A 14166-nucleotide genomic window follows, 5' to 3' on the forward strand; every position below is an offset into this window, starting at 1 on the left:
TAAATGAAAAAATACCTGTTAGCTGTTGTTCTGTTATTCGTTGCCTCGGCAATAACATTCGCGCAGCATAAAAAACCAAATTTAAACATTGTATTTATAGGCAACAGCATAACCCAGGGTGTGCAACTGGCCGATGCGGTAACTGAAGCGCCGCCGGCCACAGCAGCAGCTTATCTGCAAAAACAAAATAACCTGGACACAGTAAGTTTCAGTAACCAGGGCCATAGCGGCTACACCACGCTCGATTTTTTGCCAGGTACAGGTACTTTTGCCAAAGTTGAAGAAGCCGCCAGCGCGTTTACCAATAAGGATGCCTTACTGATATTTTCGATAAAACTGGGTACAAATGACAGTGCCATACAAGGGCCGCATGGCGCGCCCGTATCGCCCGAAGATTATCAAAAAAATTTAAAGACCATAGCTGATAAACTTTTAGCCGATTTTCCGAAAGCGGTTATCATTTTCCAGCATCCGCTATGGTATAGCCCTAACACATACAACGGCGCAAAATATTTGCAGGAAGGTTTAAACAGGCTGCAAAGTTATGTACCAATGATAGATGCGCTTGTAAAAACATATGCAACCACAAATCCCAAACAGGTTTTTGTGGGCGATACCAAAGCGTTCGCCTATTTCGAAAAAAATCATTTAACCGATCTCATCCCTGAGAACGGCAAGCAGGGCACATTTTACCTCCACCCCAATAAAAAAGGAGCCGAAGCTTTAGGTGAGTTTTGGGGCACGGCTATCAATAAAATAATAAAGCGCTATTTTAAATAAATTACTTGGCGCTTTACATCTCTTAAATGAAAGCTAAAGCACAAAGCCGAAAGAACATATTGGTTTTCAACACCATTAAGTTACTTCGTGTCAAATTAATTAATAGGCGCTATATAGTCCTGTTGGCACACCAATCACCTCAAAATCACCACATAGCCCGATAAAACAACATTGTTCATCTTTGTATTTACCACGTAATAATATGTGCCGGATGGCATCGCTTTACCCTGGTAAGTACCGTCCCAGGGCTTAGGATATCCTACCGAGTGAAATAAAGGTTGCCCGTAGCGGTTGTAAACATCAACAGTGCTGTTTTCATATGCTACAAGGCCTTTAATCTCCCAGTAATCATTTACCCCATCACCATTGGGTGTAAATGTATTGCTGATATTTATTACCGGCGAAACTTTAACCGCAACCTGGCTTTCGTTCACACAGCCATTTGATTTATCGGTGATTTTAAGTTTGTAAATTATATCCTGATCGCCGGTTACTACAGGGTTTTTAGCTGTAGCGTTGTCCAGACCGGTGGCCGGTGTCCATTCATAGGTTACGTTTTCGGTACTTACCACCGGGTTTAAAGTGATGGTATGCCCTTTTAAAACATATCTCGTATCGCCGGCTGCATCGGCCTGTACCGTTGGCGGCGGAACGAAATTGATGGTGATATCATCAGTAGGCGTATGACAATCATCAGCCTGTGTCGCGGTAAGCGTTAATTTAACGGAGCCCTTGGCAATATCAATAGGATCTGGCTGAAAGCTTGGATTTAGTACATTATCCGAAGGGATAAATCGTCCCAATCCCGATGCTGATGTCCATTTTACTGTAGTTCCGGAAAATACCTGTCCGCTCAGCGGTACTATTGGGCTCTGGATACAAACGTTATCGATACTTGGCGGTCCGGCATCTGCACCAGGGCTTGGTGCAAATGTAATTGTAACATCCCTGGATACCGGCGCACAATCATCCTTCCCGGTTGATGTAAGAGTTAAGGTAATCGATCCCGCATTCCTTTCTGCCGTTGTCGGAGTATATCGTGCTTTGAGATCATCCTGTTTGGAGAAGCCGCTGAGCGATCCCCCGGTCCAGGTCCCTGTGCCGGTAGCACTTTGTATGCTGCCATCAAGCTGTATGTACGGAACGCTAACACAAACAGTTTGCGGGCCTCCTGCGTCAACAATTGGGATGCTGTGTACTTCAACCGGCACCATATATGGTTCGCCCGGGCAGTTATTAATTATCAAAAATAAATTATAAGGACCCGCGTTAGCGGCTGTAGCTTTTGGAATAGTTACGCTTGGGCTTTGGCTTTCCGATCTGAAATTATTGGGGCCGGTCCACAAATATGTTGCACCAGCTATAGGCTGAGTTTGCAGTATGATATCATTGCCCTCGCAAACGGGACTGTTGCTATGCCCTTCTATTTTTAGAGTCTGGGGCCTTACAGTTACCGTATATTTAACTGGAGTGCCCGGACAGCCAAATGCTACAGGCGTTATGGTATAAGAAACCTGGATAGGGTTTGTTGTGGTATTAACCAGGGCTTCATTAATAGGGTTAGCGGTTTGATCGGTAACCGCGGCATTACTGATGCCGGTGACAGCCGGCCTGCTCCATAAAAACGTAGCCGTAGGTATATTGGATGTTAAAGTAAGCCCCAGCGGTGTGTTATTACACATTACAGATGACAGCGGCGGTGGATTGGTAATTACCGCTCCCGGATTAACCGTTACCTTAAGCGGATACGGCCCCCCCGGACAATCGCCCGTTTTAAAATTAAACATATAGGTAACTTCAACAGGATCATTGGTAGTATTATAAAGCACCTCTTTTATAACAGGTGCTGCCTGGCCTGTTACGGTAGCGTTGCTAATGCCAGTAACGGCCTCCCTGCTCCATGTATAGCTTGTTGCCGGGGTGTTAAATTTAACCTCGTAATTGGTGCTGGTACCATTACAAACCGGGCCGGGCGGAGCGCTTGTAACAACAGGGGTGGCATTTACCTTTACTGTGTATGTAAACACAGGCCCGGGGCAACCGTTTAAATATGGTGTTATCTTATAAGTTACATCAACAGCCGCTGCGTTTGCATCGTTATTTACCAGTGTCTCGGTAATTAAGCTGGATGTTTGCCCCGTTACCGCTGGGTTACTGATGCCGGCAACAGCGGGGCGGTCCCATGAAAAAGTGGTACCGGGCTGGTCGGCGGTGATCGCGTAATTTAGCGCGGTACCGCTGCATATCGGATCGCCTGTGGCGCTGCTTATTACCTGCGGGGCAGGTGTAACCGTTACCTCAACTTTAGTTCGCTCACTGATACAGTCGTTAACCTTAGTCTCCACATAATAAGTTCTGTTGATGGTTAACGGAGCTGTAGTAAAAGGATTGCTTTGGCTTACAGGGGTACCTCCAACGGGCACATTGTACCAGGTATAAGTACCCGTTGAGCCGTTTGCGGTGAGTATAGCGGATTGGCCTTCACAAACCGTCGCTGTGTTATTGGTGCCCACCGTTGGCGCTGCCGGAGGGGGTATCGCCTTAACTAATACAGCAGTGCGCTCGCTGGTAATACCGCCTACAGTTGTTGCAACATAATAAGTAATATCGTTTAATATGGGCGGGGTAGTAAATATAGGACCAACCTTAAGGGCTGTTCCACCGGTAGCGTCGCTATACCAGCGGTATGTTCCGCCCGGCGCTGTAGCTACGAGGTTAGTTATACTGCCTGTACAAACAGATTTACCGGAGGCCGTTGGGGCCGCGGGTACCGGATTTATAGTTATGGTAACACTGCTTGACTTTGAACCGCAAGGTCCCGCAGGATCATTAGATGTTAAAGTTAGTGTTGCAACTTTTTCTCCTGCGGCAGGGGTGTAAACAGCGTCCTTCTTTGTATCGTCGGAGAATGTCCCCGCGCCGCCAGTCCATTTTACTGATGTAGCCCCTCCTCCAAAACTTCCGGCCAGTTGTACAGGATCGCCCTGCTTTTTAACCTGGTCCGGACCCGCGTCAATGATAACCCTATTATAAATAGTTATCTGGTTGGTAGCGATACTTTCTGCACAGCCGCTGCTTGCGGCTATGGTATTGGTAACTGTGTATGTTCCGGCGTGGCTTTTGGCCAGGTCAATCTCGCCGGTGCTGGGATTTTTAAATACGATATTACCGGTTGATTCGCTGAAAACGCCGGCACTTGCCCCCGGCTGGAAAACCGGTAGCGGGTTTTTTACATCGTTACAGATGGGGGTATCATATGAAAAAGTAGCATCCGGTGTTGTTACTATGGATATGCTTTGGCTGGCCGTTCCCGGGCATGAGCCCCCATAGGTAAAGGTAATTGTATATTTACCTATAATACTTGCTGCTACATTGATCTCGCCGGTGGTGTTACTCACAAAAACAAGCCCGGGTGTTGACGAAAAAGTACCTCCGGCCGGGTTAAGAATAGCAGGCTTTACATTACTTCCCGATGTACATATCGTGCCCGAAGGATACCGGAACTGAGGGTCAATAACAGGTGTTATTGATACCGTGAAAGCAGTACGCGGACTAACACATGTGCCATTAACGGCCTCGGCATAAAAAGTTGTTTGTGCAAACAAAGGATCGGTAGTATAAGTGTTGCCGGTATGCACCGGTGTACCGCCAGTAGCACCAGTATACCATTGAATGGTTGCGCCCGAAGCCGGAACGCTTAAACTGGCAGGGTCGCCGGGGCATACCGTTGCAGTACCGTTAACCGTTGGAGCGGCAGGCAGTGGGGTAACCTGTACGGTTACCGGGGTACGCTGGCTGCTACAGCCATTAGCTATACTTTGTACATAATAAGTGGTATTTGCTGTTAGCTCGGGCGTAACATAGGTGTTGCCGGTTACTAACAGGTTACCGCCGGTGGCCTGGTCATACCATTCATAATCATCGGGCGAGCCTGTTGCCGTAAGTGTGGCCGCTGTACCGGCACATATTGCCGGAACCGGTTGCACAGCAGGCGCAGGGATCGGATCAAGTACAGTCACGGTAATTGCCGACCTGTCACTGATACATGCCCCTACCGTGGTTTGAACATAATAAGTTGTGGTGGCCGTTAAAGCAGGAGTTGTAAATGTATCGCCCGAAAATATAGAGTTACCGCCGGTGGCCGCGGTAAACCATTGAAAACTTCCGCCTTGTGTTGATGTTGCTGTTAAAGAAGCTGTCGCGCCGTTACAAATTACCGGTCCATCGGGCACAACCGGTGCATCCGGGGCAGGGTTAACTGTAACTGTTATCGGGGTACGTTCACTTGTACAACCGCCGGTAGTATGCTCAACATAATAAGTTTTATTACTTGTTAAAGCCGGGGTTTGAAAAGTATTGCCCGTGCTTACTGAGGTGCCACCGGTAGCTGTGGTGTACCAGGCATATGTGCCGGTGGGCGATGGATCGGCAGTTAAGGTAACACCGGTGCCATAACAGGTAGACGGTGATTGCGATGGCGGCGCGGCAGGTATTGGCGTTACAGATACCGGCACTGCAATACGGTTGCTTGTACAATCGCCTACTCGTGTTTGTACATAATAAGTTACCGGAGAGGTAAGCACCGGTGTTGTATAATCCGGACTTGAAATTAACGGTGTGCCTCCCGAAGGCACATCAAACCACTCCGCTACCCCCGAGGCATCAGCATGCAGCGTAATAGCCGATCCGGAACAAGTGCTGTAGCCACCTGCGGGGAGTACAGGAACCGCGGGCGGTGCATTGATCCGGGCAACTACAGGTATACCTGAGCTGGTACAACCTTTAATTACTGTAAAAAGGTAATAAGTGGTATTTGCAAATAAAGGGGGCGTTATATAGGTTGCATCGTTGCTCAATGGTGTTCCAGATCCCGAGGAATTTGAATACCATGCATAACTGTCGGCACCCGATGCTATTAACGTTGCGGGGCTACCATAACACACCGGATCTGCCTGAATACCCGGCCGGCCTGTTACATTAACAACAACCGAGCTTCGCGTACTGGTACAGCTGCCTATTGTGGTTTCTACATAAAAAATAGTACCCTGGGTAATAGGGGCTGTTACATATGGGTTACCTGTAAACAGGAAATTGCCATCGGCATCATACCACTGGTAAGTCCCTCCCGGAGCCGTTGCTGTTAATGTTGCCGAAGTATTGGGGCAAACAACCTGATTGGCAACCGTAGGTGGGTCTGGAGAAGCTACAGCAGTAATCTGAATGCTGGCAACTTTTGGCTGGCAACCCGGGGTTTTATCACTAACCGTTACAGTATACGTTCCGGCTTTGTTTACATCAATAGATGGCGTATTCTCACCGGTGTTCCAGATATAGGTAAATGGGCCTGTACCGCCCGATAGATTAGCGGTTAATGTTACATTCTTTCCCGAACATATCGTATTAGCTGTTGAGGATATAGTTACATTCAATGTACAAACTTGACTATACCCTGCTAACGAACAAATAACCAACAGGAATAGTACAAGTAACGGCTTATTAATGTTCTTCATAAGTCTCTTTATACTCAATAAATGTGGCTGCAAGCGGCTCATTTTAACAACTCCCCTTATTGAGCACAGTTTTAAGATTGGCAAACAATACTGTTATTTTATACCAACCCGGCAATGATGTGCGCCTTTATACGTAAAATACTAAAAATAGGTTTGATAAAACGTCAACAAAATGAACAATGAAACTCTGGTGAAAGTATTTATTTTATAGATTAAAAAAATACCCGGTTAGGAAATAACCGGGTATAAAAGAGGCTCAATAGTGTACCTTGTACAATTACAGGATCTGCTGGTAGTCCAATGTCATTAAGTTAAGGAAAATCCCCCAGAGGGGGAACAGGTTTGTAGCAATATATTATCTCAAAACAACCGTGCCAGAGGTACGGAACACCGGAGTTGTGTACCTCTGGCACAAAAAAAAGCTGTTTATTTGACTTCTACAAACCTTTTGCACCTCTGGTGCAACTTGTCTATCTCTTGCTTAATGACCTTAGCCGGTAATCATTGCTACCCCGGCGGCGATGTAATAGTATTTAAAGATCCGGACCGGCTTATAACAAAGCTACAAAATCACGCATTGCCTGTCCCGGATCCTGTTGTTTCATGAAAGTTTCGCCAATAAGAAAACCATTGAAACCTTCCAGTTTAAGGTGCCGGATAGTTTGAGGATCGCTGATGGCGCTTTCCGAGATCTTCATAAACTCGGCGGGGATATGTTTAGCCAATTTGTAAGAGGTTTCAACCGACACGGTAAAATCGGCCAGGTTGCGGTTGTTTACGCCAATGGCATCCAGGTTAGGGTTAATGCTGCGTTCCAATTCTTCGAGGTTATGCACCTCAAGCAATACATTAAGACCTATACTTTTGGCAAGTTTGGCCAGTGTATCAATTTCGGCAGGCGTAAGTATAGCGGCTATAAGCAGGATAATATCGGCGCCTAATGACTTGGCTTCTATCACCTGGTACTCATCTATCATAAAATCCTTGCGCAATACAGGGATGCTGTTTACCGAACGCGCTTTCACCAGATCGGCTTTGCGGCCCATGAAAAAGTTACGGTCGGTTAAAACTGAAAGTGCCGAAGCGCCGGCAGCAGCATAATCTGTTGTAACGGCGCTAACCCGTACCTTATCGTTAATAATACCTTTTGAAGGCGATTTACGCTTAAACTCGGCTATGATACCGGTACGTGCCGGATCGAGCAGAAATTCTTTGAATGAATATGTTTCACGATGAAAATGATCCGATTCTTCAAGTACGGTATACGATGTACGTTTTTTTGCCGAAGCAACTTCTCTTTTTTTATTGGCAACTATTTTGTCAAGTATCGTCATAGGATCGAAGCACTAATATTTATGTCATTGCGAGGCGCGAAGCAATTAGCCCCCTCTAAATCTCCTCCAAAAGGGGAGACTTTAAAAGTATTTAAAGCCCTCTCTTCCGGAGAGGGTTGGGTGAGGCTAATTGCTTCGTTCCTTATAATGACATAGTTGTAAGCTATTGGTTAATAAGTGTATTTTTCAATCAATTTTATAACATGTGCGTTGCCTGCGGCCCGGGCTTTTCGTTGCAAGTCCTCGCTTTTCTGCCCCCAATCCCAACCCGCGCTGTGGGCTTTTCACTGCAATCCCTAACGCGGCTACCGCGCACCGCTAAGTGTCCTGCTCCCCGCGAGGGTCCTTCTGTCCCCGCAGGGTCTCTCGCAGAGGACCCTGCGGTTCGTCACATGCATGGCCGCAGACATCAGGGTACTCTGCGAGAGACCCTGATGGGACGTTATATCAATTTTTCAAAGTTATCATTATTTCATAAAACTAAGCCTTAAGCCAGTTTTGCATCATTTCCTTACCATAATCGGTCAGGATCGATTCGGGGTGGAACTGTACACCCCTTACATCATATTGCTTATGCTTAAGTGCCATGATAGAGTCGTCCGCTTCATCAATAGCGGTAACCTGCAATGAATCGGGCAGATCATTACCACTTACCACCCATGAGTGGTAACGGCCAACTTTAAAGCTTTCGGGCAAACCGGCAAATAGTTCTTCATCGCCATCGGTCACTTTTATTGGCGTCGCGATACCATGCATAGGCTGGTTAAGATTATACAGGCTCCCGCCAAATACTTCGGCAATAGCCTGCTGACCAAGACATACCCCAAATATGCTTTTGGTGGGCGCATATTTTGCTATCACATCCAGCAGCAAGCCAGCCTCTGAAGGAATGCCCGGTCCCGGCGAAAGGATGATCTTATCAAAAGCATCTACATCCTCAATAGCAAACTGGTCGTTCCTCCAAACCTCACATTTCAGACCGAGTTCATTAACCAAATGCACCAGGTTATAGGTGAAGGAATCGTAATTATCGATTATTAGAATCCCCCCCCGCCCCCTAAAGGGGGTGCTTTCCGTGGTATTTGTATTTTCTTTCATTTTGTTTTATATATCTTCAATATTTGTCAAAATCATTATTCACTATTGTTCCCCCTTCAGGGGGATAGGGGGTTACAGCTCCTCCGCCAGTTCAAAAGCCCTTCTCAAAGCCGAAATCTTGGTATCAACCTCCCTCAGCTCACTTTCGGGGATCGAACCGGCGACTATGCCTGCGCCTGCCTGATAATGCAAGGTATTGTTCTTACTCAAAAACGAGCGGATCATAATGGCATGGTTAAAATCTCCGTTAAAACCCAGGAAACCTATAGCACCGCTGTAAAAGCTGCGTTTTATATTTTCGTTTTCATCGATGATCTCCATGGCACGATATTTTGGAGCACCACTCAGCGTGCCCGCCGGGTAAGTATCAGCTACAACTTTAAAAGCCGATACACCGGGCTTCAGCTTTCCGCTTACGTGTGATACCAAATGGATCAGGTGCGAGTAATACTGAACCTCTTTAAATGCCTTAACGGTTACATTTTCGCAGTGACGGCTCAGGTCGTTGCGGGCCAGGTCAACCAGCATTACGTGTTCTGCCGATTCTTTGGGGTCGTTCTCGAGGTTGCGGGCCAGCTCGGCATCGCGTTCATCATCACCGCTACGTTTAAATGTTCCGGCTATCGGGAATATGTTGGCCACATTATTTTTTATGGTGATCTGCGCCTCGGGCGATGAGCCAAAGATCCTGAAATCGCCAAAATCAAAATAGAAGAGGTATGGTGACGGGTTGATAGAACGCAGGGCACGGTAAACGTTAAACTCATCGCCCAGGAAAGTACGGGAGAAAGCCCTTGAAGGCACTATCTGGAAAACATCGCCCCGGTAAATGTGCTGCTTCATTTTCTCCACTATGGCAATGAACTCATCGCCGGTGAGGTTAGATTTTTCATCGCCATTGCTTTTAAAGCTATACTCGGGGAAGTTTTTGTTTTTGATGAGGTATTCCAGTTTTTCTATACCGCCATTGGTTGGTGCACCTTCGGGCTGATTATGGAATATGTAGAGTTCGTTTTTAAAATGGTCGATAGCGATGATGTACCTGTAAATATGGTACTGCATCACCGGGATCTGGCGTGTAGCATCATCGCTTTGCTTTAGTTTAATGGTTTCATAATGTTCAACAGCCTCGTGGGTAAAGTAACCAAACAAACCATTGGTGATCATTTTTAGCGGCAGCGAGTCGGTTTCAAAGCTACCGGTAAAATTGTTAAGCTGTTCAATCAAATCAAACGTACCAGCCTCATGTACTTCCTGGCTGCCATCGGGGTATTGTTTTTTGAGAATACCGTTATTGAGCACGATGCCGCTGAGCGGTTCGCAGCAAATGTAGCTGGTGCTGTTTTCGCGGCTGTGATAATCGGAGCTTTCCAGCAGCAGTGAGTTAGGGAATACATCGCGCAGGCGAAGATAAATGCTCACCGGTGTGGTGGTGTCGGCCAGCAGCTTTTTATAAGTAGTTGTAATTTTAAATGTGCTCATGTTTATTTTTCAAATATCTTAAAACAAAAAAACCCGGCGAATTGGGGTCGCCGGGTTTCCTATTTAGGTTCACAATTGATTAGGTTGTCTCTGATCAAAAAGCGCAAGCCGGCTGCCAATTTAATTGGTGCCACCAGCTGTTTTTATGTGTGTTTTTAATCATCGCGGTCACAAATTTATAAAGAAATTTGAATTGTCAAATTTTTTGTGAAATTATTTATTTGCTAAATCCTATTAGCTACGTAGAATTACTGTGGAATAAGCATAATACCTACCGAAATAAGTACAATCCCTATTAAATAGAAGATAGCAATGGCTTTATGCTTACCTTCGGGCAGTGCTGCTTTCTTTGATTTACTGTGCCCGATAGTGATCAAAACAATGGCAATAAGCATAATTACCCAATGCTCAACCGTGAAATAGCGGGTGATAGGATTTTTCATGGTATCCTTGCTAAATTGCACCATCGGACTGATAAAAAACAGGATGATGCCCAGCAAAAATTGTGTATGTACCGAGATCATGGCAAACAGGTTAAGCTTACGGTTACCCTCGCCATATGGTCTTTTACCCAACCAGCCCATAAAGGCACGTACAAGGGCCAGTAATACCAATACAATAACAATGTACCTGAAACCGGAATGGAATTCCTTAAAAAAGCTATAAAGTGTCATACATCAAAATTTGCCGTGAATATACGATATAAAGGTCATTGAAGTCATTAGGTCATAGTGTCATTTTTTGCAGACATAAACTGCCGCGGGCTTTCAGCCCGTGGTGAATCACTATGTAAGCTTTCAGCTCACATTTCTTCAGCTGAAAGCTGAAACTATGCGCAACCACGGGCTGAAAGCCTGCGGCAGTTTATTCTTATATAAACAAAAAAAGCGATGAGCCCAAACCCATCGCTTTTCAAAATCCGAAATCGAAAATCTGATATTCGAAATCAATAAATTATATCAGCAGCCTTACCGGCTCTTCTAATAATTGTTTTAATGTTTGCAGGAAGGCAGCAGCTGTAGCCCCGTCAACCACGCGGTGGTCGGCGCTCAGGGTAACCTTCATGATGTTGCCAGGTACTACCGCACCATTTTTAACAACCGGAACGGCCTGGATACCGCTTACAGCAAGGATACAAGCATTTGGTGTGTTAATGATGGCAGTAAACTCGTCAACACCAAACATACCAAGGTTTGAAATGGTGAAAGTTGAACCTTCCATTTCATTTGGCTGCAGTTTTTTAGCTTTTGCTTTGCCAGCAAACTCTTTCACTTCAACCGAAATGTGGCTTAATGATTTACCATCGGCAAATTTGATAACCGGAACCAGTAAACCTTCGTCAACAGCAACGGCAACGCCAACGTGAACATGCTCATTAGTGCGGATCTTATCACCCAGGAATGATGAGTTGATAGCAGGGTGCTGCCTTAAGGCTACAGCACAAGCTTTAACAACAAAATCATTAAATGAAATTTTAACCGGAGCAATCTCGTTCATACGGGTACGGGCAGTAATTGCCTGATCCATATCAATGCTCATGGTTACGTAGAAATGCGGAGCAGTAAACAAACTTTCGCTTAAGCGGCGGCTGATAGCTTTACGCATTTGAGTAACCGGCCTTTCGCTAAATTTCTCTTCGCCTGTAAAGGTTGGCAATACGATAGGTGCCTTTGCAGCGGGAGCGGCAGACGGAGCAGCGGCAGGCGTAGCTTCGGCAGCAGCAGCCGGTTTGGCCGACGGTGTAAATTCCTCCACATCCTTTTTAATGATGCGGCCGCCTTCGGCGCTGCCTTTTACATCATTAAGGTTGATACCTTTATCTTTAGCTATTTTACGTGCCAGCGGTGATGCTTTAACGCGGCTGTCATCAGTGTTAGAAGCTTCAGTGGCAGTAGCAGTTGCAGTTGCAGTCGCCTCCGTTTTAGTTTCAGTAGCAGGTGCAGCTTCATCGGCGGCAGGAGCCGAACCACCATCCTGTAATAACGGTGTGATATCGGTACCTTCTTTACCTACTATAGCAATGATATCATTTACTTTAGCGGCTTCACCTTCTTTAACACCTATATATAACAAGGTACCGGCCTCGTAACCCACAACTTCCATGGTAGCCTTATCGGTTGCCACATCGGCCAGTGAATCATCTGCTTTTACTTTATCGCCAACTTTAAAGTTCCATTTTTCAATGGTACCTTCGGTCATGGTGTCGCTCAATAATGGCATGCGGATAACCGTAGCCGGAATGCTTGATAAATCAACCTTAGGTGCAGCTGGTGCCGGAGTAGCGGCAGGTGCTTTGTCGGCAGCGGGTGCTGCTTCTTTAGCAGGTTCTTCGGCCGGTTTTGCAGCAGCGCCGCTGCCAGCCTGATCAAGTAAAGACTTGTAATCTTCACCTTCTTTACCTAAAATGGCAATAACAGAATCAACCGGGGCGGCAGCACCTTCCTGTATACCTATATACAGCAATGTACCATCCTGGTACGATTCAAAATCCATGGTAGCTTTATCAGTTTCAATCTCGGCCAGTACATCGCCCGATTTAACCTTGTCGCCAACTTTTTTATGCCATTTCGCCAATACCCCTTCGGTCATGGTATCGCTCATTTTAGGCATTTTTACTACTTCGGCCATATATTATTTATATGTGTTTAAATTTAGTAATTTTCTGTTGTCCGAAAGTCTGATGTCCGCAGTCTGAAAGTTTTTTGACTAATGACTTTGGGTTTAAGACTCCCGACTTAAAACTTAGTCCCTGATATAAGGGTAATCTTCCTGAACATAAACATCTGTATATAATTCAGATGCATCCGGCCATGGCGATTCTTCAGCAAACTTAACCGCTTCGTCAACAATAGCTTTGATCTTGGCGTCCATTTCATCAAACCATGCTTCTTCAGCATATTTTTCGGCAAGGATAGTTTGTTTGGTAGCCTCAAGAGGGTCTTTCGCTTTATAGCTTTCCAACTCCTCTTTAGTACGATACTTTTGCGGATCGGACATGGAGTGACCTTTATAGCGGTAAGTACGCATTTCAAGGAAGGTTGGGCCTTCGCCTGCACGCGCGCGCTGAACAGCTTCGTCCATTGCTACGTGTACCGCAGCAGGGTCCATACCATCAACAGCCGATGAAGGGATACCATAAGGCAGGCCTAATTTATAAATATCAGTCTGCGCGGTTGTACGCTCAACAGAAGTACCCATGGCATAACCATTGTTTTCGCAAACAAAAATTACAGGCAGTTTCCAAAGCGCAGCCATGTTAAAGGTTTCGGTAAGCGCGCCCTGGCGTACGGCACCATCGCCCATATAGGCAATGTTCACAAACTCGGTCCCTTTATATTTTTCGGCAAAAGCAATACCGGCACCCAGCGGTACCTGGCCGCCCACAATGCCGTGACCACCATAAAAATGTTTTTCTTTATCAAACATGTGCATAGAACCACCTTTGCCTTTTGAGCATCCGGTAGCTTTACCATACATTTCGGCCATAATGGCGTTTGGAGTTACACCTTTAGCAAGTGCATGAGCATGATCACGATATGCGGTGATCATACTGTCTTCAGGTTTAATTACAGACATGGCTCCGGCCAAAACAGCCTCCTGCCCAATATATAAGTGGCAAAAGCCCCTGATCTTTTGTTGTCCGTATAACTGTCCTGTTTTTTCTTCGAACCTGCGCATCAATAGCATCTGTTCGTACCACATCAGGTAGGTGTCCTTGTTTATTTCGATTGAACTCATGTATTAAACAACCTTTTTGGAGTAAAGCGCAAATCTAATTATATCCTGCAAAATATCGAAACCTCAAGCAAATTGTTGCAAAATTTTATTTGGTGGCTCTAAAGTGCGTTTGAAAACAACAAACCGCCTGTTTATAAGTTTGGCATAGCCCATTGGGTTAAAATAAAACTTAAAAAAGCACACCAGGAGGCAATAAATTATCGTTTTACGAAGTTTTAGAGGGG

Annotated in this window: 8 protein-coding genes; 1 reads left to right on the top strand and 7 read right to left on the bottom strand. The window is 45.7% G+C overall.

Annotated features, from left to right (window positions below; translation table 11 throughout):
• Nucleotides 1-3: 3 nt before the first annotated feature.
• Nucleotides 4-780 carry a GDSL-type esterase/lipase family protein gene (locus tag MusilaSJ_RS13545; protein WP_274990422.1) on the top strand — a complete coding sequence of 259 codons (777 nt, stop codon included), beginning with the start codon at nt 4-6 and terminating at the stop codon, nt 778-780.
• Nucleotides 781-914: 134 nt separating this feature from the next.
• Here MusilaSJ_RS13545 and MusilaSJ_RS13550 read toward each other — a convergent pair whose 3' ends face one another.
• The 7 genes from MusilaSJ_RS13550 to pdhA all read right to left on the bottom strand — a co-directional run bounded on the left by MusilaSJ_RS13550 (nt 915) and on the right by pdhA (nt 13942).
• Nucleotides 915-6290 carry an Ig-like domain-containing protein gene (locus MusilaSJ_RS13550; RefSeq protein WP_274990423.1) on the bottom strand — a complete coding sequence of 1792 codons (5376 nt, stop codon included), beginning with the start codon at nt 6288-6290 and terminating at the stop codon, nt 915-917.
• Between the two features lie 551 nt (nt 6291-6841).
• A complete protein-coding gene (gene trpC, locus MusilaSJ_RS13555) occupies nt 6842-7624 on the bottom strand; it encodes an indole-3-glycerol phosphate synthase TrpC (RefSeq protein ID WP_274990424.1) in 783 nt (260 codons plus the stop codon).
• Between the two features lie 480 nt (nt 7625-8104).
• The gene (locus MusilaSJ_RS13560) at nt 8105-8722 is read right to left on the bottom strand and encodes an anthranilate synthase component II (RefSeq protein WP_274990425.1); all 618 of its coding nucleotides are present in this window, start codon (nt 8720-8722) and stop codon (nt 8105-8107) included.
• Between the two features lie 72 nt (nt 8723-8794).
• Nucleotides 8795-10204 (bottom strand): anthranilate synthase component I family protein, encoded by a 1410-nt coding sequence (locus MusilaSJ_RS13565; RefSeq protein ID WP_129567955.1) that lies wholly within the window; start codon nt 10202-10204, stop codon nt 8795-8797.
• 248 nt (nt 10205-10452) lie between these two features.
• Nucleotides 10453-10878 carry a cytochrome B gene (locus tag MusilaSJ_RS13570; protein ID WP_176628843.1) on the bottom strand — a complete coding sequence of 142 codons (426 nt, stop codon included), beginning with the start codon at nt 10876-10878 and terminating at the stop codon, nt 10453-10455.
• 280 nt (nt 10879-11158) lie between these two features.
• Nucleotides 11159-12832, bottom strand: a complete 1674-nt coding sequence (locus tag MusilaSJ_RS13575) for a dihydrolipoyl dehydrogenase family protein (protein WP_274990426.1) — start codon at nt 12830-12832, stop codon at nt 11159-11161.
• Between the two features lie 114 nt (nt 12833-12946).
• The gene (pdhA, locus tag MusilaSJ_RS13580) at nt 12947-13942 is read right to left on the bottom strand and encodes a pyruvate dehydrogenase (acetyl-transferring) E1 component subunit alpha (protein WP_274990427.1); all 996 of its coding nucleotides are present in this window, start codon (nt 13940-13942) and stop codon (nt 12947-12949) included.
• Between the last annotated feature and the right edge of the window lie 224 nt (nt 13943-14166).

The organism is Mucilaginibacter sp. SJ (assembly GCF_028993635.1).
Lineage (GTDB): Bacteria > Bacteroidota > Bacteroidia > Sphingobacteriales > Sphingobacteriaceae > Mucilaginibacter.

What these genes read in the sequence shown, in the direction of transcription:
- MusilaSJ_RS13560 (WP_274990425.1), bottom strand. Translation starts at nt 8,722, where the DNA reads ATGAAAGAAAATACAAATACCACGGAAAGCACCCCCTTTAGGGGGCGG.
- MusilaSJ_RS13565 (WP_129567955.1), bottom strand. Translation starts at nt 10,204, where the DNA reads ATGAGCACATTTAAAATTACAACTACTTATAAAAAGCTGCTGGCCGAC.
- MusilaSJ_RS13545 (WP_274990422.1), top strand. Translation starts at nt 4, where the DNA reads ATGAAAAAATACCTGTTAGCTGTTGTTCTGTTATTCGTTGCCTCGGCA.
- MusilaSJ_RS13570 (WP_176628843.1), bottom strand. Translation starts at nt 10,878, where the DNA reads ATGACACTTTATAGCTTTTTTAAGGAATTCCATTCCGGTTTCAGGTAC.
- pdhA (WP_274990427.1), bottom strand. Translation starts at nt 13,942, where the DNA reads ATGAGTTCAATCGAAATAAACAAGGACACCTACCTGATGTGGTACGAA.
- MusilaSJ_RS13575 (WP_274990426.1), bottom strand. Translation starts at nt 12,832, where the DNA reads ATGGCCGAAGTAGTAAAAATGCCTAAAATGAGCGATACCATGACCGAA.
- MusilaSJ_RS13550 (WP_274990423.1), bottom strand. Translation starts at nt 6,290, where the DNA reads ATGAAGAACATTAATAAGCCGTTACTTGTACTATTCCTGTTGGTTATT.
- trpC (WP_274990424.1), bottom strand. Translation starts at nt 7,624, where the DNA reads ATGACGATACTTGACAAAATAGTTGCCAATAAAAAAAGAGAAGTTGCT.